Consider the following 24,466-nt stretch of genomic DNA (forward strand, 5'->3'; position numbering starts at 1 on the left):
GCGGGCACCGCCCGGGGCAGGGGTCGGCTCCACCGGAAGGAGCGGTGGTGCAGCCCCGGGCGGGCTGATGAACAGTGAACGCCCCAGCACGGAAAGTGAGTACCGTGGGCGAAGTGGCAACCCGTTCAACCCGTTCAAGATCGCTTCCGAGGGGGCCGACATTGGCAGGGGACCGGACACCGAACAACGCGTTAGCGGACGTGATCGCCGAGTCCGGGGCCACGTACTACGCGCTGGCCAGGGAGATCCGCTCTGTGGCGGCCGAGGCCGGCCAGCGGTTGAGTACCGGGCCGTCGGCCGTCGCCTACTGGGTTGCAGGGGGTACACCCTCCGGCCAGACGCCGTTCTACATTGCCGAGGCCCTGACGAGACGGACGAAGCGGCGGGTGACGGTCGCCGAGATCGGTCTAGGCTCCGCTGTCATCGGTGGCGTCCTGGAAGCCGATCCACTGGCCGCCATCGCCGATCTCGGGAGGTCCGTCATGCAACGTCGCCGCGACTTCCTCGGCGCCGCGTTCACCGCCGCCGCCGTCGGCCTGCCTCTGGCCTACGACCACGAAGCGGTCGCCGCGACGCTCCGAGCCGCCGAGACCGGCGGCAGCGTCGGCCCGACCGAGGTGACCACGGTCCGGCAGCTGACCGAGACGTTCCGCAGCGTGGACGAACGCATGGGCGGCGGCCACGGCCTGACCACCGTCACTGCCTACCTCACCGACACCGTCGCCCCGATGCTCACCGCCCGGTTCCCCTCCGCCACGGTCCGCTCCGAGGCGTTCGCGGCGGCGGCCCAGCTGGCTTGCCTGGTCGGCTGGAAACACCACGACCTCGGCCGGGAGGGCGCCACACAGCGGTACTACCTGCTGGGCTACCAGCTCGCCTGCGAGGCCGACCCGAACGGCCACGCCGCGTGGATGATGCGGGCCCTGACCCATCAGGCCCTTGACCTGGGCCACCCCCGCTCATGTCCCGAGCTGGCCGAAGCCGCCCTGGGCAGGGCGGCGGGGAAGGTCGACCGGCAGACCGAGGCCCTGCTCCTGGTCACGTGCGCCCGCGCGTACGGGGCCGGCGGCCAGAGCGCCAGGGCGGCACGGGCGCTTCTGGCCGCCGAGGACGCCGTGACGGACACCCGCGACCCAGTCACCGCCTACGCCGCCGCCTCGGGCCCGGTGGCGGCCACGGTCGCCTCCCACATGGGAAAGACCCTGACCGCGATGAAGGACCACACCGCAGCCGAACGGCACTACCGGCGGGCCCTGGCGGGCCGAACCCCGGGCACCTACCAGCTCAAGCACGGGCTGACCATGGCCAACCTGGGGCGATCGGTGGCCGGGCAGCACCGGCACGAGGAAGCCGTGGGCCTGTGGACCAGGTCCCTGGACTTCATGGGCGGCGTGGTCTCCGACCGCAACAGGCAGGCAGTCAGGGAGATCCAGGCGGCGGCGACCCGGTACCGCAAGCGCGGTGTGGCCGGCGCGGCCAGCCTGAACCAGCGCGCCACCGAACTGCTCAACAACCAGGCGTGAAAGGAACGAACACCAGAATGCCGAAGATCGGGGTTGTGGTCCTGACCATGGGCGACCGGCCCGCAGAACTGGGGGCCCTGCTGGCCTCCGTGGGCGCCCAGGAAGGCGATCCGGCAACCGTCGTCGTCCTCGGCCAGGGCGTGAAACTCCCACCCCTCCCGGACGGCGTGGACGGCGTGGAGCTGCCCCGCAACCTGGGCATCCCCGGCGGCCGGAACGCCGGCGTGGCCTGGCTGCGCGAGCGCGGCGGCGTGGACGTCGTCGTGGTCCTGGACGACGACGGCCTGTTGCCCCGCACCGACACCTTCCGCCTAGTCCGGGAAGTGTTCGCCAGCAGGCCACGCCTGGGCATCGCGGGCTTCCGCATCGCGGACGAGACCGGGGCAAGCCAGCGCAGGCACGTCCCCCGTCTGGGCGGCAAGAACCCCATGGTGTCCGGGCCGGTGACCACGTTCCTCGGCGGCGGCCACGCCATCCGCATGACCGTGATCGACCAGGTAGGCGACTTCCCCACCCAGTTCTTCTACGCCCACGAGGAGACCGACTTCGCCTGGCGGGCGCTCGACGCCGGCTGGGAGATCGACTACCGGGCGGACATGGTGCTCCAGCACCCCCGCACCGAGGCGTCCCGGCACGCGGTCTACTACCGCAACACCGGCCGGAACCGCGTCTGGCTGGCCAAGCGGCACCTGCCCGCCGTCCTGATCCCGGTCTACCTCGCGACCTGGGCCGCGTACACGCTCGCGCAGCGACCCCCGCCGTCCGGCCTGGCCGCCTGGTGGGCCGGATTCTTCGAAGGCGTACGGGTGCCCTGCCCGCCAAGGCGACCCATGCGCTGGCGGACCGTGTGGCGGATGACCCAGCTGGGCCGACCCCCGGTCATCTGATCGCCGCCGACGACGACGGCCAGGATCTGGTTGTGCTGGCTCTACCTACACAGACGTGCCACCGCAGCGCGTCCTCACTCCATCGAGTGTGACGCCCGCCACGGTGGTAGGGTCTTCGCCGCGCTCGAATGCGACACCGGGACCCGTACCGTACGCGACACCGGCCCGGGCTCCAGCGGACCCCTATACGACACGACTTGCGGGGGACACGGCGAGTGCGTCGATAAGATCGCTCTTCATGCCGTCGATCCTCGCCCGGCCCGGGCACCCTCGGCATCATCCTCAAGGGGGAGCCTGGCATCCTTGGCGGGATGAGCACCGAGCACTCCCCTGACACCTCCGACGTACCCGCCGTAGGGGCGGACAGCCCGTTCCGGCAGGGCCACGCGCACCGCGACGAGGCACCGCAGTTCGTGCTGCCCCTGGTCGTACGGATCGAGAAGACGGACCCGCCGGCCCGGACGGACGCCCTGGAGACGGCCGCCCGCGCGGTACTGGTCCTGCTGACGGACGAGCGGGCGCACGGCGAGGGCGAGTGGGCCGAGGCGGTCCGCGACTGGCAGGACGCCCGGATCCGCAAGGTCGTGCGGCGGGCGCGCGGCGCGGAGTGGCGCAAGGCGGGGACCCTGCCCGGGGTCACCGTGCGCGGGGACCACTCGGAGGTGCGGGTGTTCCCGCCGGTGCCGCTGGACGGCTGGCCCAAGGAGCTGGCCAAGCTCCAGGTGTCGGGCACCGACCTGGACGACCCGGAGCCGGCCGGCGCCGCCGGGGAGGGGCTGCCGGTGCTGTGGCTGAACCCGGACCTCGACATGTCCGCCGGCAAGGCGATGGCGCAGGCCGGGCACGCGGCGCAGCTGGCCTGGTGGGAGCTGACCCGGGCCGAGCGGGCGGCGTGGCAGGACTCCGGTTTCCGGCTGGCCGTACGCACCGCCCCGCGCGAGCGGTGGGCCGAGCTCAGCGGGAGCGGCCTGCCGGTGGTGCGGGACGCGGGCTTCACGGAGATCGCCCCGGGTTCCTGCACGGTGGTCTCGGACCACCCGGCGCTGCGCGCCCGCCTCTGAGGTGGGGCGGGAACCTCAAATGTTGCTCTGAACGTCCCTCGCTCACGGTTGGCCCGAGCGCGTCGGGGCCATGACACCGGCACAGGACCGCAAGGACCGTCGAGAGGGGGCGAGGGGGACATGAAGCCCATGGCACGCCTGGGGGTGGGCATCGGCTGGCGGCCGGAGATCGCGGACGCGGTCGAACGGCTGGAGGGTCTGGACTGGGTCGAGGTGGTGGCCGAGAACGTCTGTCCCGGCCACCTGCCCGCGTCCCTGCTGCGGCTGCGCGAGCGCGGTGTCCGCGTGGTCCCGCACGGGGTCTCGCTGGGCATCGGCGGCGCCGACCGCCCCGACCCCGGCAAGCTGGCCGCGCTCGGGGAGCGTGCGGTGGCACTGGGGGCGCCGCTGGTCACCGAGCACATCGCCTTCGTACGGACCTCCTCGCCCGCGCTGGAGGCCGGACACCTGCTGCCCGTGCCCCGTACCCGGGACGCGCTGGACGTGCTGTGCGAGAACGTCCGGATCGCGCAGGACGCCCTGCCGGTGCCGCTGGCGCTGGAGAACATCGCCGCGCTGATCTCCTGGCCCGGGGAGGAACTGACGGAGGGACAGTTCCTGACGGAGCTGGTGGAGCGGACCGGCGTACGGCTCCTCGTGGACGTGGCCAACCTGCACACGAACCGGGTCAACCGGGGCGAGGACCCGGCGGCCGTACTGGACGCGATCCCGCTGGAGGCCCTCGCCTACGTGCACGTCGCCGGGGGTGTGGAGCGCGACGGCGTCTGGCACGACACCCACGCGCACCCGGTGCCGCCGGTGGTGCTCGACGTACTGGCCCGGCTGCGCGAGCGGGTGGACCCGCCGGGGGTGCTGCTGGAGCGCGACGACGACTTCCCGGCGGAGGCGGAACTGGCCGGTGAACTGTCCCGGATCCGCGAGGTCGTGACGACCGCCACCGGGGACGCCCCGGGCACGGCGGCTCCGCAGGCACCCGCGGCGGCCTCCGGGGCTCCCGGCCGGCCGCACGCGCCGGCCGGGCGGGCCCCGGTCACCGCCGGCGACCCGGAGGGCTTCGTCGCCGGTGAGGCCGCGCGGACGCGGGTGGCCCTCGGGCAGGCGGCGCTGCTCTCCGCGCTGGTGGCCGGGACCCCCGTCCCCGAGGGCTTCGACCGGCAGCGGATCCGCGTCCAGGCGCGGGCCCTGACCGCCAAGCGGGCCTCGGTCGTCGCGAAGCTCGCGCCCGAGCTGCCGCAGATCCTGGGCGGCCCCGCCGCCTACCGGGAGGCGTTCGTCCGCTACGCCCGCAACCGCCCCATGACGGCCGGGTACCGCCGCGACGCGCTGGACTTCGCCGAGCACCTGCTGATCCAGGACCTGCCGGCCGACCCGGCCGCCCGCCGCCGGCTCACCGCCTGGTGGCAGGACCGGGCGGGGGCCCGGCCGTCCCGCCGGATCGTGCGCTGGGCCCGGGCCCTGGTGGGGAGGGGGGCATGAGCGCCCTCGACCTCTTCGCCGTCCTGCTCTGGATCGCGGTCGTCACCTCCACCGTCCTCCTGCTGCGCGCCCTGCGCCGCGGCCGCCCGGCCCCGGCCGGCGCGGACGCCGCCCTGCACGACCTGTCCGAGGCCGCGTTCCTGGCGGGCGGCCCGGGCGCCGTGGTGGACGCCGCGCTCGTCGCGCTGCTGACGGACGGCCGGCTGGTGGTCGGCGGCCCCGGGATCGTCCAGCCGCGCCCCGGGGCGAGGGCCGCCGGGATCGGCGAACGCGCCGTGCTGGAGGCCCTGCGCCGGGCCCCGTCCGGCTGGCTGTACCAGGTGCGCTACGCCGCCATGCTCGACCCGGCCGTGCAGGAGACCGGGGACGGGCTCGCCGCGCGCGGGCTGCTGTCGCCGCCCGGCCAAGGGCGCGGGCTGCGGCACTGGGGGGTGGCGCAGGCCGCCGTGTGCGGGGTGTGGGTGCCGCTGTCGCTGCCGCTCACCTTCGTGGCCTGGGCGCTGGAGCCCGGGCCCCAGGTGCCGTTCATCGTCAAGGTGCTGCCCGTCCTGGTGGGCGGGGTGGTCATGGGCGCCGTCTGTGCGAAGCGGGCCGGGCAGCGGGTGGCCCCGGCCGGCCGCCGGGCCCTCGCCGCGATGCGCGCCCGGTACGCGGGCGCCGAGGACTCCTACGTACGGACCTCCCTGTTCGGGCTGTCCGGGCTGCGCGACCCGTACCTGCGAGCCCAGCTGGTGCCCGCCGCGCGCGCCACCCGGCTCGCGGCGGCCCAGTCGCGGGGGCGTACGCGCGCCACGTCGGGCCCGTCCACGTCGTCCACGTCCTCCGCCGAGCTGCTCCCGGTGCTCTGGTGCGCCAGCAGCGACAGCGGCTCGGGCGGGGGCGGCTCGGGCTGCGGGTCCTCGGGCAGCAGCTGCGGAGGCGGCGGTTCCAGCTGCGGCGGGAGCAGTTCCAGCTGTGGCGGGTCCTCCGGTTCGAGCTGCTCCAGCGGTTCCAGCAGCTCCAGCTGCTCCAGTTCCTCCGGTTCGAGCTGCTCCAGCAGTTCCTGAGCCCCGGGCGGGCCGCGCCGGCGTAGGGCAATTCGGGGGTACGGCGTGCGACACCCGGCGACGGACCTGTACAGGGACAGGGCGGTGACATCTCATCGGATCAGCCGATGAGATGGAGGGGCCGCCATGCGGACGGCACTCGCACGCTACGGGACCGCGGCGGCGGCCCTGTCCCTCGCCCTGTGCGCCCCCGCCCCGACGTCCGCCCGCGCCGACGGTGCCGACGGCCCGGTGCCCGGGCCCGCCCGCACCGCCGCCGGGAACGCGGGCGCCGAACTGGCCGCCCACCGCGCCGCCGGCGGGCTGGACTTCGGGCCCTGCCCCCGCGCCGAACAGCTGCCCGCCCCCGTCCGCTGCGCCGCGCTGCGCGTCCCCCTCGACTACACCCGGCCCGACGGCCCGCAGATCTCCCTCACCGTCAGCCGGGTCCCCGCCACGGGCCGCGGCGGCGCCCGCCGTCAGGGCGCGCTCGTGTACAACCCGGGCGGTCCGGGAGCCTCCGGGATGTTCTTCCCCCTGCTCGCCGACCGGCCGGCCTGGCGGGGCGTCGCCGCCGCCTACGACCTCGTCGGCTACGCCCCGCGCGGTGTCGGCCGGTCCGCCCCGCTGACCTGCCTGGACCCGGCGCAGCTCCCGCACGGCCCCACCCAGGTGCCGGCCCGCCCCTCGGCCGCGTACAAGCAGGAGCGGCGGGCCGCCGCCCGGGCCTACGCCCTCGGCTGCGCCCGGCACGCGGGCCCGGCGCTGGCCCACTACTCGACCCTGGACAACGTCCGCGACCTGCACGTGCTGCGGGCGGCGCTGGGCGAGCGGCGGCTGACCTTCATGGGCGCCTCGTACGGCACCTACCTGGGGGCGGTGTACGCGACCCTCTTCCCGGACCGGGTGCGCCGCATGGTCTTCGACTCGGCGGTCGATCCGGATCCGCGGCGCGTCTGGTACCTCGACAACCTCGGGCAGGCCCCGGGCTTCGAGCGCCGCTGGGCCGACTTCCGCTCCTGGGCGGCCCGCCACCACGCCTCGTACGGGCTGGGCGCCACCCCGCAGGCCGTGCAGGCGAGTTACGAGCGGGTCCGCGCGGCCGTGGCCCGTACCCCGGCGGACGGGGCCGTCGGGACGGGCGAACTGCACGCGGCCTACCTCCAGACGGCCTACTACGACGACGTCTGGCCGGAGCGGGCCGCCGCCCTCGCCGCCTACCTGCGCGGGGACCCGGGCCCGCTGACGGAGCAGGCCGCGCGCGACCCGGAGACGGTGCGGGAGGCCGCGAACTCTACGGCCGTGTACACGGCGGTGCTGTGCAACGACGCCCCGTGGCCCGCCGACTGGGAGACCTGGGACCGGGACAACACCGAACTGGCCCGCCGGGCGCCCTTCGAGACCTGGGCGAACGCCTTCCTGAACCTGCCGTGCGCCTCCTGGCCGGTGCCCGGCCGGCAGCGGCCGGTGGAGGTCGGGCAGGGGCGGGGCCCACTGCCGGGGACGCTGATCGTGGCGGCGGAGCGGGACGGTGCGACGCCCTATCCGGGGGCGCTGGAGCTGCAACGGCGGCTCGGTGCGCGGGCGTCGCTGGTCACGGAGCGGGGCGCGGGCACCCACGGGGTGGCCGGCGGACGCAACGACTGCGTGGACCGGCACGTGGAGCGGTATCTGCTGACGGGCGCCACCCCGGGGTGGCGCGTGTCGTGCGCGCCGCATCCGGAGCCCGCACCGGTGTCGCTGGACGACCGGGCAGCAAGCGCTCCCAGGGCGCTGCTGCCGCCAGTCGTCTGAACTTCCGGGCGGGGTCTCCGGCTGCGTCGATTCGGGGGCAGGGCCTCCCGATCACCGGGGGCCGCTGGTCTGCGGTCCTCCGGTCCTTCCCCCCAGGGGAGGTATCAGGCGAGCCCGGCCACCAGATCGGCGACGGACTTGCGGCGTCCGGTGTAGAAGGGCACCTCTTCACGGACGTGCATACGGGCCTCGGAGGCACGCAGGTGACGCATGAGGTCGACGATGCGGTAGAGCTCGTCGGCCTCGAAGGCGAGCATCCACTCGTAGTCGCCCAGCGAGAAGGAGGCGACGGTGTTGGCACGCACGTCGGGGTAGCCGCGGGCCATCTTGCCGTGGTCGGCGAGCATGCGGCGGCGGTCCTCGTCGGGCAGCAGGTACCAGTCGTACGAGCGCACGAACGGGTACACGCTGACGTAGTCGCGGGCGACCTCGTCGGCCAGGAAGGCCGGGATGTGCGACTTGTTGAACTCGGCGGGGCGGTGCAGGGCCATGTTCGACCACACCGGCTCCAGCGCGCGGCCCAGCTTGGTGCGGCGGAACAGGTTGTAGGCGCTCTGCAGCTCGTCCGCGGTCTCCGCGTGCCACCAGATCATGACGTCAGCGTCGGCGCGCAGGCCGGAGACGTCATAGGTGCCGCGGACCGTGATGTCCTTGGCGGCCAGCTGGTCGAACAGCTCCTGGACCTCGTCGGCGAAGCCGCTGCGGTCCTCCGGCAGGACGTCCTTCAGCTTGAAGACGGACCACAGGGTGTAGCGGATGACCTCGTTGAGGTCCTTCGCCTTCTTCCCCGCGTTGGGAATCTTCTCTGGTGCAGTCATGTGTCCATTGTCCCGTGTGCTGATCAGTGGTCGGTGCCAGGGGTGGCCAACGTGGCACGCACCACGTCGGCGGCCTTCCCCGCGCTGGAGATGCAGGCCGGGATCCCGACGCCGTCGTAGAGGGCTCCGCACACCGCGAGGCCCGGCAGCTCCCCCACGGCGGCCCGGATCCGGGCGACGCGGGTGAGGTGGCCGACCGGGTACTGGGGCAGGCCGCCGTCCCAGCGGGTGACGGTGGAGGCCACGGGGCGGGCGGTGAGGCCGACGGCCTCGCCGAGGTCGGCGAGCGAGACGTCGACCAGTTCGGCGTCGTCCCGCTTGAGGTCGGCGTCGTCGCCGTGGCGGCCGACGGAGGTGCGCAGCAGGAAGAGGTCCGGGTCGGCGCCGGCCCAGGCCCACTTGTTGCTGGAGAAGGTGGAGGCCTTGACGGTGCGGCCGTCCACGGGCGGTACGAGGAAGCCGCTGGCGTCGCCCCCGGTGATCGCGGCGGGCAGGTCGGAGCGCCGGAAGGCCATCGTGACCAGGGCCATGGAGGCGTACTCGACCTCGCGCAGGGCCGCGGCGGCGGCCGGGGCGAGTGCGCCGAGCAGGTCGGCGGCGGGCCCGGCGGGGACGGCCAGGACCACCCCGTCGGCCTCGACGGCCCCGGGGTCGGCGCCGCCGGTCACGACCTGCCAGCCCGTGGGCGTACGGAGGACCTCGCGCACCGGGGTACCGGTGCGCAGGTCGGCGCCGGCGGCCCGGCAGGCGTCGGCCACGGCGAGCGGGAGCCGTCCGATGCCGCCGTCGATGCCGGTGAAGACGGGGCCGGCCGCCTCGGGCCGCAGCGCCGCCCGGCGCTGCAGTTCCCGTACGCCCTCGCCCAGCAGGGGGTGGGTGCGGGCGGCCTCGAAGAGCTGGGGCACGGCGGCCCGCATGGAGATGCGGTAGGCGTTGCCCGCGTAGACCCCGCCGAGCAGCGGTTCCACGAGCCGGTCGACGACCTCGTGGCCCAGGCGGGCGGCGACGTACTCGCCGACGGCGACGTCCTCGCCGAGCTCGGCGGGCGGCAGGTCGCGTTCGGCCTCGATCCGGGCCAGGCCCTGCGCGGAGAGCACCCCGGAGGCGGCGAGCGGGCCGGAGTCGGCGGGGACGCCCATGACGTGGCCGCGGGGCATGGGCCGCAGGGCGCCCCGGGTCCACAGGTGGGCGGTGGCGGTGGCGGGCGGCTGGAGGGCGTCGCCGAGGCCCACGGCGCGGGCCAGGTCCACGGCTTCGGGGCGGCGGGCGAGCATCGATTCGGCGCCGAGGTCGACGCGGGCTCCCGCGAGTTCGCCCGCGTGCAGCTTGCCGCCGAGGCGCGGGCCGGCTTCCAGGAGGGTCACGCGCAGGCCGTCGGCGAGCAGCCGGTGGGCCGCGGCGAGGCCCGCGATCCCGCCGCCGATGACGACGACGTGGCCGGGGGTGGCCGGCCTGTCCGTACGCATGTCCGCTTCGTGCATGGACACATCGTCTCAGACCGTCCGGCGAGGCCGGACCGTGACCTCATCGGGACCGCGTCGAGGCCGTGTGTGCGAAACCCGCGACGGGACCCTGTACGTCGAAACGGCGACATCAGCCGATCCCTCGGGGGGTATTCACCATGCGCACGCTCCACAGACACCGTTCGGCGGCGGCTCTGGCCGCGCTGTCCCTGGCCGGTTCCCTGGCCCTGGCGGGCTGCGGCGCCGACGGCTCCACGGCCTCCTCCGACAAGGCGGCCGTCGCCCCCCGGGAGGGGGCCGCCGCTGCCAAGCCCGGTGCCGGGGCGGCCGCCCCGCCGGCCGCGGCCGACGCCAGGGCCGGACAGCAGCCCGCGGCGCAGCAGCCCGCCGCCGTACGCCCGCACATCATCCGTACCGGCCGGCTCGGCATCGAGACGGCCGAACCGCAGAAGGCCCTGGCGGCGGCCCGTACGGCGGCCGAGGGCGCGGGCGGGTACGTGGGCAACGAGTCCACCGACCGCGACTCCGCGGGCCGGATCACCTCGACGGTGACCCTGCGGGTGCCCGGGGACCGCTTCGACTCGGTGATCAGCGCCCTGGAGGGCAGCGGCAAGCTCCTGAACCGCAAGATCGAGGCGCAGGACGTCACCGAGAAGGTCGCCGACGTCGACAGCCGGGTCAGGTCGCAGCAGGCCAGCGTCGCCCGGGTGCGGGACATGATGGAGAAGGCGTCGGGGCTCAGCGAGGTGGTCATGCTGGAGGGCGAGCTGAGCCGGCGCCAGTCCGACCTGGAGTCGCTGCTGGCCCAGCAGACCGCGCTGAAGGACCAGACCGCGCTGGGCACGATCACCGTCACGGTCTCCGAGCCGGCCGCGAAGCCCGCGGAGCAGAAGAAGGAGGAGGAGCCCGGCTTCGGGGACGCCCTCGGCGGCGGCTGGACCGTGTTCTCCACGCTGCTGCGCTACCTGGCCCTGGCGCTCGCGGCGGTGCTGCCGTTCGCGCTGACGGCGGCCGTCGCCCTGTTCGGGTTCCGGCTGTACCGGCGGCTGCGCCCGGCGAAGCCGAAGGAGGGCCTGACCCCGCGGGTGCCCCGCCAGGCCCCTGCCGCGCAGGCCGCACGGGCCGCGGAGGCCCCGGCGGCGCCCGGCCCCACCGGCGCTGAGGCGGATGTGGAGGGCTGAGCACCGGTCCCGCCGTAGCGTGTCCCCGTAGGCGACGGACGATGACGGCGGCGGCAGCGGCGGGACGGGGCGGACGATGGCGAAGGAACGACTGGTGGTGGTCGGCGGTGACGCGGCGGGGATGTCCGCCGCGTCGCAGGCCCGGCGGCTGAAGGGCCCGGCGGAGCTGGAGATCACCGCCTTCGAGCGCGGCCGGTTCACCTCCTACTCGGCCTGCGGGATCCCGTACTGGATCGGCGGCCAGGTCGCCGGCCGGGACGAGCTGATCGCCCGCACCCCCGAGGAGCACCGGGCCCGGGACATCGACCTGCGCACCCGCACCGAGGTCGTGGAGCTGGACCTGGCGGGCCGCCGGGTCCGCGCCCGGGACCTGGACAGCGGCGCCGAGTCCTGGACGGACTACGACAAGCTGGTCCTGGCGACGGGCGCCCGCCCGGTCCGCCCCCGGCTGCCCGGCATCGGCGCGCACGGGGTGTACGGGGTCCAGTCCCTGGACGACGGCCAGCGCCTCATGGACGGTCTGGAACGTACGCGGGGCCGTCGGGCGGTCGTGGTCGGCGCGGGCTACATCGGGGTGGAGATGGCGGAGGCCCTGGTGAACCGGGGCTTCGAGGTCACCGTCCTGCACCGGGGCGAGCAGCCGATGGCCACGCTGGACCCGGACATGGGCGGCCTGGTGCACAGCGCGATGAACGGCATGGGCATCGTCACGGTCTCCCACGCCGAGGTCACGAAGGTCCTCACCGACGAGGAGGGCCGGGCGGTGGCAGTGGCCACGGCGGCCGGTACGGAGTACCCGGCGGACGTGGTGGTACTCGGCATCGGCGTGGAGCCGCGCACGGCGCTGGCCCGCGCGGCGGGCCTCCCGCTGGGCACCTCGGGCGGTCTGCTGACCGACCTGTCGATGCGGGTGCGGGGCTACGAGGAGATCTGGGCGGGCGGCGACTGCGTGGAGGTCCTCGACCTGGTGGCGGGCCGCACCCGGCACATCCCGCTGGGCACGCACGCCAACAAGCACGGCCAGGTGATCGGCTCGGGCGTGGGCGGCGGCTACGCGACCTTCCCCGGGGTGGTCGGCACGGCCGTCAGCAAGGTCTGCGACCTGGAGATCGCCCGTACGGGGCTGCGCGAGCGCGACGCGCTGGAGGCGGGCCTGCGATTCGTCACGGCCACGATCCGCTCGACGAACACGGCCGGCTACTACCCGGGGGCGGCCGAGATGACCGTGAAGATGCTGGCGGAGCGCCGCACGGGCCGCCTCCTGGGTGTCCAGATCGTGGGCGGCGCGGGCTCCGCGAAGCGGGTGGACGTGGCGGCGGTCGCCCTCACCTCCGGGATGACCGTGGACCAGATCGTCTCCCTGGACCTGGGCTACGCCCCGCCGTTCTCTCCCGTGTGGGACCCGGTCCTGGTGGCGGCCCGCCGCGCGGTGTCCGCGGTGCGGGCGGCGGGGGTCTGACGGAGTCCGCTGCGCGGGGCTTCCCTGGGGCTCCGCCCCAGACCCCGCGCCTCAAACTCCCCCAGCTACCGCTGGGAGGTGCCCCCTGGCGGGGCTGGATCGTCGCCCGGCGGTGGCTGGAGTGCCCGGAGGGCACTTCCAGCCCCGCCGGCGATTGAGGCGCGGGCGCGGAGCGCCGTGTAGTGAGCCGCGCCGGCGACTGAGGCGGGAACGGTGGAAGGGCGGGCAGGGGACCGCCCCGCGCAGCGGCCGACTAACGCTGCGTCTTGGTGTGGACGTAGTCCACCAGGCGGGTCAGGGCGTCCGGGTCCGTCGTCGGGAGGACACCGTGACCCAGGTTGAAGACATGGCCCTCAAGACCGGCGGCGGCCGCGAGGACCTCGTCCGTCTTGGCCTCCACGGCCTCGGTGGTGGAGAAGAGGACGGCGGGGTCCAGGTTCCCCTGGAGCGCCTTGCCGGGGCCGACCCGGCGCACGGCCTCGTCCAGCGAGACCCGGTAGTCGACGCCCATGACGTCCGCGCCGGCCTCGCCCATGAGGCCCAGCAGCTCGCCGGTGCCCACGCCGAAGTGGATCCGCGGGACCCCGTACGAGGCGACGGACTCCAGGACCTTCGCGGACGCCGGCATCACCGAGCGGCGGTAGTCGGCCGGGGCCAGCGCGCCGACCCAGGAGTCGAAGAGCTGGACGGCGGAGGCGCCGGCCTCGATCTGGACCTTCAGGAACGCGGAGGTGATCTCCGCGAGGCGGTCGAGGAGGTCCGCCCACAGCTCCGGGTCCCCGTACATGAGGGCCTTGGTGTGCTCGTGGTTCTTGGACGGGCCGCCCTCGACGAGGTAGCTCGCGAGGGTGAAAGGCGCGCCCGCGAATCCGATCAACGGCGTGCTGCCCAGTTCACCCGTGAGCATGCCGATCGCCTCGGTGACGTACGAGACGTCCTCGGGGGTGAGGTCGCGCAGCTGTGCGAGGTCCTCGCGGCGGCGGATCGGCCGCGCGACGACCGGGCCGACGCCCGGCTTGATGTCCAGGTCGACGCCGATGGCCTTCAGCGGGACGACGATGTCGGAGAAGAAGATCGCCGCGTCGACGTTGTGGCGCCGCACGGGCTGCAGGGTGATCTCGGTGACCAGGTCGGGGCGCATGCAGGACTCCAGCATGGCCGTGCCTTCGCGCACCTTGCGGTACTCGGGGAGTGAGCGTCCCGCCTGCCGCATGAACCACACCGGCGTGTGGGGGACCGGCTCCCGCCGGCACGCCTTCAGGAAGGCGGAATCGTACGTCTGGCTCGGCTGGCCCGTGGGGCGGGTATTGGCGCTCACGCGCCAAATCTTCGCACGTATGAAGAAGTGCCCGGCCCGGTGAGGGTGTCCCTGCGCCGTACGGGCGCTCGTTCCGCCTAGTCTTCCCGGCATGGCTGCGGCTCAGGGACGATTTTCAGATGGCGCTGACGGTACGGACAGCGCGAAGGAGAGCTCGGTCCCGCTCCCGTTCCGGCGGGCGGTCGACGGCTTGAAGAAGGCGAGGCTGCGGTCGGGCATCGAGATCGACCCGACGAAGCCGCCGCAGAGACTGGCGCCGTACGCGTACGCGCTGGAGGCGGCGGTCGTGGACGGCGAGGACGACCTGGCCGACGGCCGCCTCATCCTGCTGCACGACCCGGCCGGGCACGACGCCTGGCAGGGGACCTTCCGTCTGGTGACGCTGGTACGGGCGGAACTGGAGCCGGAGATGGCTGCGGATCCACTTCTGCCTGAGGTCTGCTGGTCCTGGCTGACGGGTGCGCTGGACGCGCGCGGGCTGACGTACGGGGAGGCGAGCGGGACCGTCACGATGGCGAGCTCGCACTACTTCGGCGGGCTCGCGGAGCGGCGTCCGGCCACGCAGATCGAGATCAGAGCCTCCTGGACCCCCCGGGAGGGGGTCGGAGGGGTGCCCGACACCTCGGTGCACCTGGCCGCCTGGTGCGAGCTGCTGTGCCAGATCGCGGGGCTGCCCCCGGTGGGGCCGACGGACACCGTCACGGGCGTGGTGTCCCTGCCACAGCGGCGCGGTCCGCACCACCCGTAGGCGGGCGTGCAAAAGGTCCCGACGGTCGTGCGAGGGGTCCCGGCGGTCGTGTGCGCGCCGGGAACGACCGGCGTGGGCGTAACGGAGTGTCAAAGCAGGGCGTCCGTTGCGGGCTTCTGATCATCCCTTGATCGATCGTGCGTCCGAATTGCCCGAATTGTTACTCACCAAATCGTGATCATTCCCTAAAGCCGGGCGGGTGACGTGCCGAAGGAGTCAGTGACCATCCGCACGGTTCGCACCGGCTTCCTTCCCCGAGCCGGCCCGTCCCGCCACTCCCCCAGGAGGCCTAGGTGTCCGTTCTTCTCGAGCAGCCCGCAAGCCTGGTCGCCTACCGCCCGAACAAGCCGACGGCCATGGTCGTCGTGGCCGACCCGCGCGTCCGTTCCACCGTGACCCGCCATCTGTGGGCCCTCGGAGTCCGTGACGTGATCGAGGCGTCGTCCATCGCGGAGGCCCGCCCCCGCGTCGGCAGCCCGCGCGACATCTGCGTGGCCGACGTCCACCTGCCCGACGGTTCCGGTCTCACCCTGCTCTCCGAGACCCGCGCCGCCGGCTGGCCGAACGGCCTGGCCCTGTCCGCCGCCGATGACATCGGTGCCGTCCGCAACGCCCTCGCCGGCGGTGTGAAGGGCTACGTCGTCACCGGTACGCGGACCAACATCGGGCTCCCCACCCGGCCCGGCGCCGCTCCCATCGGTGCCGCCGCCGCCCGTATGCACCGCCGCCCCCCGGGTGCCCCGAGCCACCCGGGCGGCTACCGAGAGCTCTCCGGCCGCGAGGTCGAGGTCCTGCGCCTCGTCGCGGAGGGCCAGTCCAACAAGGCCATCGGCGTCTCGATGGGCCTGTCCGCCCTGACCGTCAAGTCCCACCTCGCCCGGATCGCCCGCAAGCTGGGCACCGGCGACCGGGCCGGGATGGTCGCCGTCGCACTGCGGACGGGGATCATCCACTGACCCCGCCCGGAGGACCCCGGGCGAACTGCCGGGGAACCCCGGGAAACGTCCGCACTCCCCCCTCGCGCCCGTCGACGGAACGTTCCGGCGACGGGCGCGTCACATCCACGGATACCCTTGACCGGTGACCGACGCCCAAGAGACCGCAGCACACCTGCGCACCACCACCGGGGGCGGCCCCCCGGACGACGAGGTTTCGTCCGATGGGCTGCCGATTCCGTTGCTAGAGCCCCGCGAGGGCATCCCCCCCGTCGTGGCCGACGCGGACGCCCTCGCCCGGGTCGTCGCGGCCTTCGCCGCGGGCACCGGACCCGTGGCCGTCGACGCCGAACGCGCCTCCGGATACCGCTACGGCCAGCGCGCCTACCTGGTGCAGCTGCGCCGCGAGGGCGCGGGCTCCGCACTGATCGACCCGGTCGGCTGCCCGGACCTCTCCACCCTCGGCGACGCCCTGTCGGGCACCGAGTGGATCCTGCACGCCGCCACCCAGGACCTGCCCTGCCTGCGCGAAATAGGCATGGCTCCCACCTCCCTGTTCGACACGGAGCTCGCGGGCCGGCTGGCCGGCTTCCCCCGGGTCGGACTCGGCGCGATGGTCGAGAGCGTGCTCGGCTACGTGCTGGAGAAGGGCCACTCCGCCGTCGACTGGTCCACCCGACCGCTGCCGGAGCCGTGGCTGCGCTACGCCGCTCTGGACGTGGAGCTGCTGGTGGACCTGCGGGACGCCCTGGAGAAGGAACTGGACCGCCAGGGCAAGCTGGAGTGGGCCCGCCAGGAGTTCGACGCCATCGCCTCCGCCCCGCCCGCCCCGCCGCGCAAGGACCCGTGGCGCCGTACGTCCGGCATGCACAAGGTGCGCCGGCGCCGGCAGATGGCCGTCGTACGGGAGCTGTGGGAGTCCCGCGACCGGATCGCCCAGCGGCGCGACGTGTCCCCCGGCAAGGTGCTGGGTGACGCGGCGATCGTCGAGGCCGCCCTCGCCCTGCCCGCGAACGTGCACGCGCTGTCGGCGCTGCCCGGCTACGGGCAGCGGATGGGACGGCGCCAGCTGGACCAGTGGATGGCCGCCGTGGACCGGGCGAAGGAGCTGCCCGAGAACGAGCTGCCGCAGCCGGGTGCCACCCCGGCGGGCCCGCCGCCGCCGCGTTCCTGGGCGGACAAGGACCCGGCCGCCGCCGCGCGGCTGTCGGCGGCCCGTACGGCCGTCACGGCGCTCGCGGAGGGGCTGAACCTGCCGCAGGAGAACCTGATCACCCCGGACACCGTGCGCCGGCTGTGCTGGGAGCCCCCGCAGCGGCTGGAGCCCGAGACGGTGGCGGCGACCCTCGCGAGCTACGGCGCCCGCCCCTGGCAGATCGAGCAGGTCACCGCGGCCCTGGTCACGGCCCTCGCCGCGACCGACTGACCGCGACCTGACACACAGCAGACCCCCGGCCTCCGGCCGGGGGTTTTCTGTTACGCGCTCATGACACCCCCAGGCTTTTGAACACGCTCAACAATCGCTAGGTTCTTGAACATGATCAAAACTGGGTACACGGCATGGATGGACGCCTTCGAGGCCGAGCGGGAGCGGCGGGCCGCGCTCGGCGATCCGGACTGGGCGCGGGGCGCGCAGCTGCCCCCGGAGATCGTCCGCAGCATCCAGAAGTTCCAGGTGGGCGAGGACGGTGACGGCTCGGCGCTGATCGGCAAGGCGGACCGGGCGGGCGACACCGCGTACGGCGCGGCGGTCCGGCTGTTCGTCGCCGAGGAGCAGAACCACGCCCGGATGCTGGCGCTGCTGCTGGCGGCCGGCGGGGCCGGCACCCTCTCGGGGCACTGGACCGACGCGGCCTTCGTCCGGCTGCGGCGGCTGCTGGGCCTGCGGGTGGAGCTGCTGGTGCTGATGATCGCGGAGGTGGTGGCCCTGGCGTACTACCGGGCGCTGCGCGACGGCGCCCCGGATCCACTGACCCGCGAGGTCGCGGGCCGGATACTGGCGGACGAGGAGCGGCACGTCCCCTTCCACTGCCGCCGCCTGAACGAAGGGCTGGCCGGGTACCGGCGGCCGGTGCGGCGGGCCGTCACCACGGGCTGGCGGGGGCTGCTCGGGTGCGCCGCGGTGGTGGTCGCCGCGGACCACGGGCCGGCCCTGCGCGTCCTGGGGGTGGACCGGCGCGCCTTCGTCGCCGAGGTGCTCGCCTCCTCGGCGGTGATGGCCTCGGCGATGCTGGACGGCCCGGCCCCCGGGCCGGCGGTGAGCCCGGCGGCGGACCCGGCGCGGATGTGACCTTCGCCGCTCCTCCGTGAGGGGCTGTCCACACCGGTTACTCGCAAGTAGCATGACGGGGTGAGCGGGCGCTCAGCAATGGTCGCCCCCGCGCAGCAGTGCACACCCGCACCTGGAGGAGAGCCAACGTGCCTCGTACCGTCAGGGACGTCGTCTTCGTCGACGGCGTCCGCACCCCGTTCGGCAAGGCGGGCCCGAAGGGCATCTACCACGAGACCCGCGCCGACGACCTCGTCGTGAAGGCGATCCGGGAGCTGCTGCGCCGCAACCCGGACCTGGACCCCGCGAAGATCGACGAGGTCGCCATCGCCGCGACCACGCAGATCGGCGACCAGGGCCTGACGCTGGGCCGCACGGCCGGCATCCTCGCGGGCCTCCCGCAGTCCGTCCCGGGCTACTCCATCGACCGCATGTGCGCCGGCGCGCTGACCGCCGTGACCGCCGTCGCGGGCGGTGTGGCCTTCGGTGCGTACGACGTCGCCCTCGCCGGCGGTGTCGAGCACATGGGCCGCCACCCCATGGGCGAGGGCGTCGACCCGAACCCGCGCTTCGTCTCCGAGAAGCTGGTCGACGAGTCCGCCCTGTTCATGGGCATGACCGCCGAGAACCTGCACGACCGGTACCCGACGATCACCAAGCTCCGCGCCGACGAGTACGCCGTGCGCTCGCAGGAGAAGGCCGCCAAGGCGTACGCCGACGGCAAGATCCAGCAGGACCTGGTCCCGATCTCGGTGCGCAACACCAACGAGGCGGCCGGTGAGACGGGCTGGGGCCTGGTCACCACCGACGAGCCGATGCGCCCGGGCACCACGCTGGAGAACCTGGCCGGCCTGAAGACCCCGTTCCGTACGCACGGCCGGGTCACCGCGGGCAACGCCGCCGGTCTCAACGACGGTGCCACCGCCGCGATCATCGCGTCCGAGGACTTCGCCCGGGAGAACAACCTCCCGGTCAAGATGCGCCTGGTCTCGTACTCCTTCGCGGGTGTCGAGCCGGAGGTCATGGGCTACGGCCCGATCCCGGCCACCGAGAAGGCCCTCGCCCAGGCCGGTCTGACGATCGAGGACATAGGCCTCTTCGAGGTCAACGAGGCCTTCGCGGTCCAGGTCCTGGCCTTCCTGGAGCACTACGGCATCGCCGACGACGACGCCCGCGTGAACCAGTACGGCGGCGCCATCGCCTTCGGTCACCCGCTCGCCTCCTCCGGCGTGCGCCTGATGACGCAGCTGGCCCGCCAGTTCGAGGAGCAGCCGCACGTCCGCTACGGCCTGACCACCATGTGCGTCGGCTTCGGCATGGGCGCCACGGTCATCTGGGAGAACCCGAACTTCAACGCCGAGGGAGACTCCAAGTGAGCACCACCGCTGAGCTCCTGAAGGGCGCGGCCGAGCTGTTCCCGGACGAGGTCGTCACGTCCGCGCACGTCCGTCACCTGGACCTGCCGTTCGGCGCCGGGCGCTTCGCGCTCATCACGCTGGACAACGGCTTCGACCACACCAAGCCGACCACCTTCGGCCCGCAGTCCCTCGCCAACCTGAACGCGGCGATCGACCAGGTCGAGCAGGAGGCCCTCGCGGGCTCCATCGTCGGCGCGGGCATCACCGGCAAGCCGTTCATCTTCGCGGTCGGCGCCGACCTCAAGGGCGTCGAGCTGCTGAAGAACCACGACGAGGCGCTGGCCATCGGCAAGGGCGGCCACGACGTCTTCAAGCGCCTCGCGGCGCTGGCCGTCCCGTCCTTCGCGTACTACAACGGCGCGGCGATGGGCGGCGGTGTCGAGGTCGGCCTGCACTGCACCTACCGCACCGTCTCCAAGGCCATCCCGGCCTTCTCGCTGCCCGAGGTCTTCCTCGGTCTGGTCCCGGGCTGGGGCGGCTGCGCCCTCCTCCCGAACCTGATCGGCGCGGAGCGCGCGATCTCGGTCATCATCGAGAACTCGCTGAACCAGAACCGTCAGCTCAAGGGCAAGCAGGTCTTCGAGCTCGGCATCGCCGACGCGATCTTCGAGGGCGCCGACTTCCTGGAGCAGTCGCTCCTGTGGACCGCGAACGTCCTGAACGGCACCACCGAGGTCGTCCGCGACGAGATCGACCGCGGTGACGCCTGGGACGCGGCCGTCGCCAAGGGCCGCTCCATCGCGGACTCCAAGGTGCACGGCGCCGCTCCGGCCGCCTACCGCGCGCTGGACATCATCGCCGCGGCCAAGGACGGCGACCTCCAGGCCGGCTTCGACGCCGAGGACACCGCTCTCGCGGACCTCATCATGGGCGGCGAGCTGCGCTCGGGCATCTACGCCTTCAACCTGGTCCAGAAGCGCGGCAAGCGCCCGGCCGGTGCCCCGGACAAGTCCCTGGCGCGCCCGGTCACCAAGGTCGGCGTCGTCGGCGCGGGCCTGATGGCCTCGCAGCTGGCGCTGCTGTTCCTGCGCCGCCTGGAGGTGCCGGTGGTCCTCACCGACATCGACCAGGAGCGCGTGGACAAGGGTGTGGGCTACGTCCACGCCGAGATCCAGAAGCTGCTCGGCAAGGGCCGCATCAACCAGGACAAGGCCAACCGCCTGACCGCCCTGGTGACCGGCGTCCTGGACAAGGCCGAGGGCTTCGCGGACGCGGACTTCATCATCGAGGCCGTGTTCGAGGAGATGTCCGTCAAGCAGAAGGTGTTCGCGGAGGTCGAGGCGGTCGCCCCGGCGCACGCGATCCTCGCCACCAACACCTCCTCGCTGTCGGTGTCGGAGATGGCCTCCAAGCTCCAGCACCCGGAGCGCGTGGTCGGCTTCCACTTCTTCAACCCGGTCGCGATCCTCCCGCTGCTGGAGATCGTCCGCGGTGAGCAGACCGACGACGCCTCGCTGGCCACGGCCTTCGGTGTCGCCAAGAAGCTGAAGAAGACCGCGGTCCTCACCAAGGACGCCCCGGCGTTCGTCGTGAACCGCATCCTGACCCGCTTCATGGGCGAGATCCAGAACGTCATCGACGAGGGCACCCCGGTCGTCACGGCGGAGAAGGCCATCGAGCCGCTCGGCCTGCCGATGTCCCCGCTGGTGCTCCTGGAGCTCGTGGGACCGGCGATCGGTCTGCACGTCTCCGAGACGCTGAACCGTTCCTTCCCGGAGCGCTTCACCGTGTCCCCGAACCTGGCGGCCGTGGTCAAGGCCGGCAAGCGCGGCTTCTACGTCTACAACGCCGAGAACGGCTTCAAGCCGGAGCTCGACCCCGAGGTCGCCGCGCTCCTGGTCCAGGGCGACTCCGTCCTGACCGAGGAGCAGGTCCGCGACCGCGTCCTGGACGCGGTGGCGCAGGAGATCGGCCTGATGCTGGAGGAGGGTGTCGTGGCCGAGGCCCAGGACATCGACCTCTGCCTCATCACCGGCGCCGGCTGGCCCTTCCACCTGGGCGGCATCACGCCGTACCTGGACCGTGAGGGCGTCTCCGAGCGGGTGAACGGCAAGAAGTTCCTCGCCCCGGGCACCGCGAGCGTCCCGGCCTAGTCCGCGGGATCCGCTACGGGAACGGCCCGTCCGCACCAGGGGTGCGGACGGGCCGTTCTGCGTTGCCGGGCCCCCTCCCGGGGTCCCCCCTCCCGGGGTCCCCTGCGGGTCATCTGCGGCCGAAGCGGCCCGCCTTGACCAGGCGCTGGGCGGCGGGGGACGCCGGGTTGATGCGCAGCGCGTTGCGGCCCGCCTGGCGGCGCAGTTCGTCGCCGGGCTTGCCCAGCTTCGCCGCGGTCTCGCCGATCCGCAGCCACACCAGGGCCCGGCCGCTGCTCCCGGAGATCTCCACGGCGCGCTGGAGCCGCCGCTTGGCCTGGTCGGTCTCCTTGCGCCGGATGTGCGCCTGGGCCATGCCGATGAGCAGGTCGAGGTTCTCCTGCTCGGCGAGCAGCCGGGCGCCCACCTCCAGGACCCCGTGGTCGTCCTTGGCCTCGACGAGGGAGGCGAAGCCGCTGAGGCTGACGTCGGTGAAGGGGACGTCGTCCTCGTCGCGGTCCTTGGCGCCGAGCAGGGTCCAGCCCTTGCCCTTGCGCCACTTCCAGGTGCGCGGGCCGGGCAGGTCGAGGCGGGTGCGGGTGCGCTCGTTGAAGTGCATGGACAGCTCGGGGCGGCCCTCCCACCCGTCGACGGCCGCGGCCACGTACCCCTCGGCGACCTCGCGCAGGAAGGGGTACCGCTTGGGCTGCATGCAGTAGCCGACGGCCTGGACGTACGGGGTGACCTCGCGCCGGATGTGCTCGATGTCCTGCACCCGGTCGTCCGGGGCGCTCGTCGGCTCCTCCAGGTCGGGGAGGAGGGCGTGGGTGAGGGTGGCGGGGATGCGGTTGCTGTTGGCGTAGGGCCGCATCCGCCGGATGACCTCCAGGGCGCCGATCTGGGCGACGGGGATCCCGTAGAGGGTGCGGGCGGTGAACAGGCCGGTGGAGAAGCAGCCGATCACCTGGCGCGGCGCGAGGTGGACGAAGACGGCCTCGGCGAGGACCGGGAGGTCGAGCACGAGGAAGGCGACGCCCGCTTCCCGGGCCGCCTCGCCGAGGGCGTCGGCGAGGCTGGAGGGGGCGCTGGGGTGCGGTTTGAAGACGACCGAGGTGAAGCCGAGCCGCAGCGCGTTCTGGAACATGCGCAGGTGCAGTTCCTCCTCTTCCTCCTCGGTGAGGATGCCGAGGGGGGAGAGGTACTGGCCGAGGAGCACGGCGGTCTCGGGGCCGCGCCGGGCCAGTTCGGGCGGTAGGACCCGGTCGAGGAGGGGCCGGCACTCCTCGGTGACCTCCGCGAGCAGTTTGAGGACGGCGCCGGTGTGCACGGGCTGCGAGGGGATCCCGTACTCGGTGAGGAGCATGGGCAGCAGGGTGGGGACCAGGTCCAGGTAGAGGACCTGGGTGATCCGGCCGTGGATGGAGCGGTGCAGGTCGTTGCGGGTGGGGCCGTAGCTCATGAGCCCGTCGGCGTACACGGCCAGGGTGGCGTCCGAGAAGATCTTGCAGAGGGTCTGGGCCGGCTTGACCTGGATGGACTCGAGGACCAGTTCCAGGGGGCCGGGGCGCAGGCCCATCTTCTCCGCCATGACGCTGCGCCACAGGGGGGCGTCCTCGTCGCGCGGGGACCAGAGCGCCGGGTGGAACGGGTAGATGAGCTCGTTCCAGTAGACGACGCGGTGGAAGCGGGCGAGGACGGCGGCGGCGCCCGGCATCTGGTGCAGCGGGGTGGCGACCTCGGGGATGTCGACGTTGTTGCAGACGAGCAGGACGCGCTCGCGGTCGTCGTGGCCGAGCTGGCCGGCGTCGATGGCCGCGGCGACGGTCATGGCGCCGTAGAGGGTGGAGGCGGCGAATATCCGGGTCATCGGGCGGCGGCGCCCTCGTGCCGGGACATCAGCCCTCTGATCTTGTTCACGCGTGCGGAGTCCATTCCTGCCAACGTCCCCTCCAGGATGTCCGGGGGGAGGTCCATGAGGGTCTGCGCGCTCCGTTCCAGCAGCAGGCCCCGGGTGTGTTCGTCGTACGTGTCGGCGCGGTCCAGGTGAATGACGACGAGCGCGCACAGACTTCGCATGGCTTTGAACGAGATTTCGTATCCGCGGGGATGGGCCGCGAGCTCCTCGAAAACCCGCTGGAAGGCGGGGAGGAAGTCCAGCTGCCGTTCATCCGGAATCTTCGTCAATGATGTGGACACATCACGACGGTAGAACACGCCGTGGAGGTCCACGACTCCGAAGGAACGGGCGCGCAGGTGCAGCTGGTAGAACCAGCGGCGGTCCTCCGCGGTGCGCAGGTCCTCGTCGAAGAACAGGGCTCCGACTTCCCGCAGCCTCTCACGGTCGTAGATGCCGGCCCAGACGAGGGGGTAGTCGATGAGGGTCGAGGCGTCGACGGGCCCCATGTAGTCGAGGGGGTTCAGCGGCAGTGCCCGCGGGGCGAGCGGCGGCAGGACGACCTTCCGCTTCTTTCCGTACACGCGGACGTGGCCGGTGCGCAGGAAGTCGACGCCGGACTGGCTCATCCAGCCCACCAGTTGGGCCAGATAGCCGGGCGCGTACCAGTCGTCACCGTCGAGGAAGGTGAAGAAGCGCCCGCGGGACGCCGAGACGCCGATGTTCCGGGTCGCCGATATCCCCATGTTCCGCTCGTTGCGGATGAGTACGGCTCCGGGGATCCTCGGCACCATCTCCCGCAGGATCTCCGACGTCCCGTCGACCGAAGCATCGTCGACGATGATGAACTCGAAATCCTCCCGGGCGTTCAGCGCCAAGGACTTGAGCGTCGTCCGGCAGTATTCCCTCACATTACACATGGCAACGATTACCGAAAGGGTCGCCATCGGAATTACTCACCCCACCTGTTTCTCGTCAACGCTTTTCCGCAACACGGCCCGCAGGGCCCGCCTCACACGCCCCTCGGCCCCACGGCCAGGTAACACAAGACATCATGACAGAACCACTCGGAGGCCCTGCGCGATCACCATCGTGTGACGTACAACTCCCGCACCCACCGAGGCC

At 73.2% G+C, this 24,466-nt stretch carries 19 protein-coding genes; 14 read left to right on the plus strand and 5 right to left on the minus strand.

The features are described 5' to 3' along the window. Positions 1-161 precede the first annotated feature (161 nt). The 6 genes from OOK31_RS07480 (at position 162) to OOK31_RS07505 (ending at position 7,766) form a co-directional block, all read left to right on the plus strand. Entirely contained in the window at positions 162-1,523 is a 1,362-nt protein-coding gene (locus tag OOK31_RS07480; RefSeq protein WP_267011538.1) for a tetratricopeptide repeat protein, read from the plus strand. A 17-nt stretch (positions 1,524-1,540) separates the two neighbouring features. Continuing rightward, entirely contained in the window at positions 1,541-2,410 is an 870-nt protein-coding gene (locus tag OOK31_RS07485) for a glycosyltransferase family 2 protein (protein ID WP_267011539.1), read from the plus strand. A gap of 311 nt (positions 2,411-2,721) precedes the next feature. Then, positions 2,722-3,471 carry an aminoacyl-tRNA hydrolase gene (locus tag OOK31_RS07490; protein ID WP_267011540.1) on the plus strand — a complete coding sequence of 250 codons (750 nt, stop codon included), beginning with the start codon at positions 2,722-2,724 and terminating at the stop codon, positions 3,469-3,471. Positions 3,472-3,591: 120 nt separating this feature from the next. Then, on the plus strand, positions 3,592-4,947 hold the full coding sequence (locus tag OOK31_RS07495; RefSeq protein WP_267011541.1) for a DUF692 domain-containing protein: 1,356 nt from the start codon (positions 3,592-3,594) through the stop codon (positions 4,945-4,947). Next, positions 4,944-5,993, plus strand: a complete 1,050-nt coding sequence (locus OOK31_RS07500; protein WP_267011542.1) for a TIGR04222 domain-containing membrane protein — start codon at positions 4,944-4,946, stop codon at positions 5,991-5,993. The genes OOK31_RS07495 and OOK31_RS07500 overlap by 4 nt, the downstream gene beginning before the upstream one ends. A 126-nt stretch (positions 5,994-6,119) precedes the next feature. Next, a complete protein-coding gene (locus OOK31_RS07505; RefSeq protein ID WP_267011543.1) occupies positions 6,120-7,766 on the plus strand; it encodes an alpha/beta hydrolase in 1,647 nt (548 codons plus the stop codon). Positions 7,767-7,870: 104 nt separating this feature from the next. On the opposite strand, the gene hemQ is transcribed toward OOK31_RS07505, so the two are convergent. Both hemQ and hemG read right to left on the minus strand, forming a co-directional pair. Next, the gene (gene hemQ / locus OOK31_RS07510; RefSeq protein ID WP_267011544.1) at positions 7,871-8,584 is read right to left on the minus strand and encodes a hydrogen peroxide-dependent heme synthase; all 714 of its coding nucleotides are present in this window, start codon (positions 8,582-8,584) and stop codon (positions 7,871-7,873) included. A 23-nt stretch (positions 8,585-8,607) separates the two neighbouring features. After that, positions 8,608-10,065 carry a protoporphyrinogen oxidase gene (hemG, locus tag OOK31_RS07515; protein WP_267011545.1) on the minus strand — a complete coding sequence of 486 codons (1,458 nt, stop codon included), beginning with the start codon at positions 10,063-10,065 and terminating at the stop codon, positions 8,608-8,610. A 140-nt stretch (positions 10,066-10,205) separates the two neighbouring features. On the opposite strand from hemG, the gene OOK31_RS07520 reads away from it, so the two are divergent. Further along, complete coding sequence (locus OOK31_RS07520) at positions 10,206-11,228, plus strand: DUF4349 domain-containing protein (RefSeq protein ID WP_267011546.1); 1,023 nt, start codon at positions 10,206-10,208, stop codon at positions 11,226-11,228. 76 nt (positions 11,229-11,304) lie between these two features. Then, positions 11,305-12,687: an FAD-dependent oxidoreductase gene (locus tag OOK31_RS07525; protein WP_267011547.1), complete on the plus strand. Its 1,383-nt coding sequence runs from the start codon at positions 11,305-11,307 to the stop codon at positions 12,685-12,687. A gap of 253 nt (positions 12,688-12,940) precedes the next feature. On the opposite strand, the gene hemE is transcribed toward OOK31_RS07525, so the two are convergent. Then, on the minus strand, positions 12,941-14,005 hold the full coding sequence (gene hemE, locus OOK31_RS07530) for a uroporphyrinogen decarboxylase (protein WP_267011548.1): 1,065 nt from the start codon (positions 14,003-14,005) through the stop codon (positions 12,941-12,943). A 91-nt stretch (positions 14,006-14,096) separates the two neighbouring features. On the opposite strand from hemE, the gene OOK31_RS07535 reads away from it, so the two are divergent. The 6 genes from OOK31_RS07535 to OOK31_RS07560 all read left to right on the plus strand — a co-directional run bounded on the left by OOK31_RS07535 (position 14,097) and on the right by OOK31_RS07560 (position 21,468). Next, the gene (locus tag OOK31_RS07535) at positions 14,097-14,753 is read left to right on the plus strand and encodes a DUF3000 domain-containing protein (RefSeq protein WP_267011549.1); all 657 of its coding nucleotides are present in this window, start codon (positions 14,097-14,099) and stop codon (positions 14,751-14,753) included. 293 nt (positions 14,754-15,046) lie between these two features. Continuing rightward, the gene (locus OOK31_RS07540; RefSeq protein ID WP_007267191.1) at positions 15,047-15,709 is read left to right on the plus strand and encodes a response regulator transcription factor; all 663 of its coding nucleotides are present in this window, start codon (positions 15,047-15,049) and stop codon (positions 15,707-15,709) included. 124 nt (positions 15,710-15,833) lie between these two features. Continuing rightward, positions 15,834-17,114 (plus strand): ribonuclease D, encoded by a 1,281-nt coding sequence (locus OOK31_RS07545; RefSeq protein ID WP_267011550.1) that lies wholly within the window; start codon positions 15,834-15,836, stop codon positions 17,112-17,114. Between the two features lie 111 nt (positions 17,115-17,225). After that, positions 17,226-17,978: a ferritin-like domain-containing protein gene (locus tag OOK31_RS07550; RefSeq protein WP_267011551.1), complete on the plus strand. Its 753-nt coding sequence runs from the start codon at positions 17,226-17,228 to the stop codon at positions 17,976-17,978. A gap of 128 nt (positions 17,979-18,106) precedes the next feature. Continuing rightward, the gene (locus OOK31_RS07555) at positions 18,107-19,333 is read left to right on the plus strand and encodes an acetyl-CoA C-acyltransferase (RefSeq protein WP_030010872.1); all 1,227 of its coding nucleotides are present in this window, start codon (positions 18,107-18,109) and stop codon (positions 19,331-19,333) included. Further along, positions 19,330-21,468, plus strand: a complete 2,139-nt coding sequence (locus OOK31_RS07560) for a 3-hydroxyacyl-CoA dehydrogenase NAD-binding domain-containing protein (RefSeq protein ID WP_267011552.1) — start codon at positions 19,330-19,332, stop codon at positions 21,466-21,468. The genes OOK31_RS07555 and OOK31_RS07560 overlap by 4 nt, the downstream gene beginning before the upstream one ends. Before the next feature lie 109 nt (positions 21,469-21,577). Here the strand turns inward: OOK31_RS07560 and OOK31_RS07565 are convergent, their stop codons facing one another. Further along, a complete protein-coding gene (locus OOK31_RS07565; RefSeq protein ID WP_267011553.1) occupies positions 21,578-23,314 on the minus strand; it encodes a polysialyltransferase family glycosyltransferase in 1,737 nt (578 codons plus the stop codon). Further along, positions 23,311-24,288 carry a glycosyltransferase family 2 protein gene (locus OOK31_RS07570; RefSeq protein WP_267011554.1) on the minus strand — a complete coding sequence of 326 codons (978 nt, stop codon included), beginning with the start codon at positions 24,286-24,288 and terminating at the stop codon, positions 23,311-23,313. Before OOK31_RS07570 ends, OOK31_RS07565 begins: the two co-directional genes overlap by 4 nt. Positions 24,289-24,466 lie beyond the last annotated feature (178 nt).

The organism is Streptomyces sp. NBC_00249 (assembly GCF_026342355.1).
GTDB lineage: Bacteria > Actinomycetota > Actinomycetes > Streptomycetales > Streptomycetaceae > Streptomyces.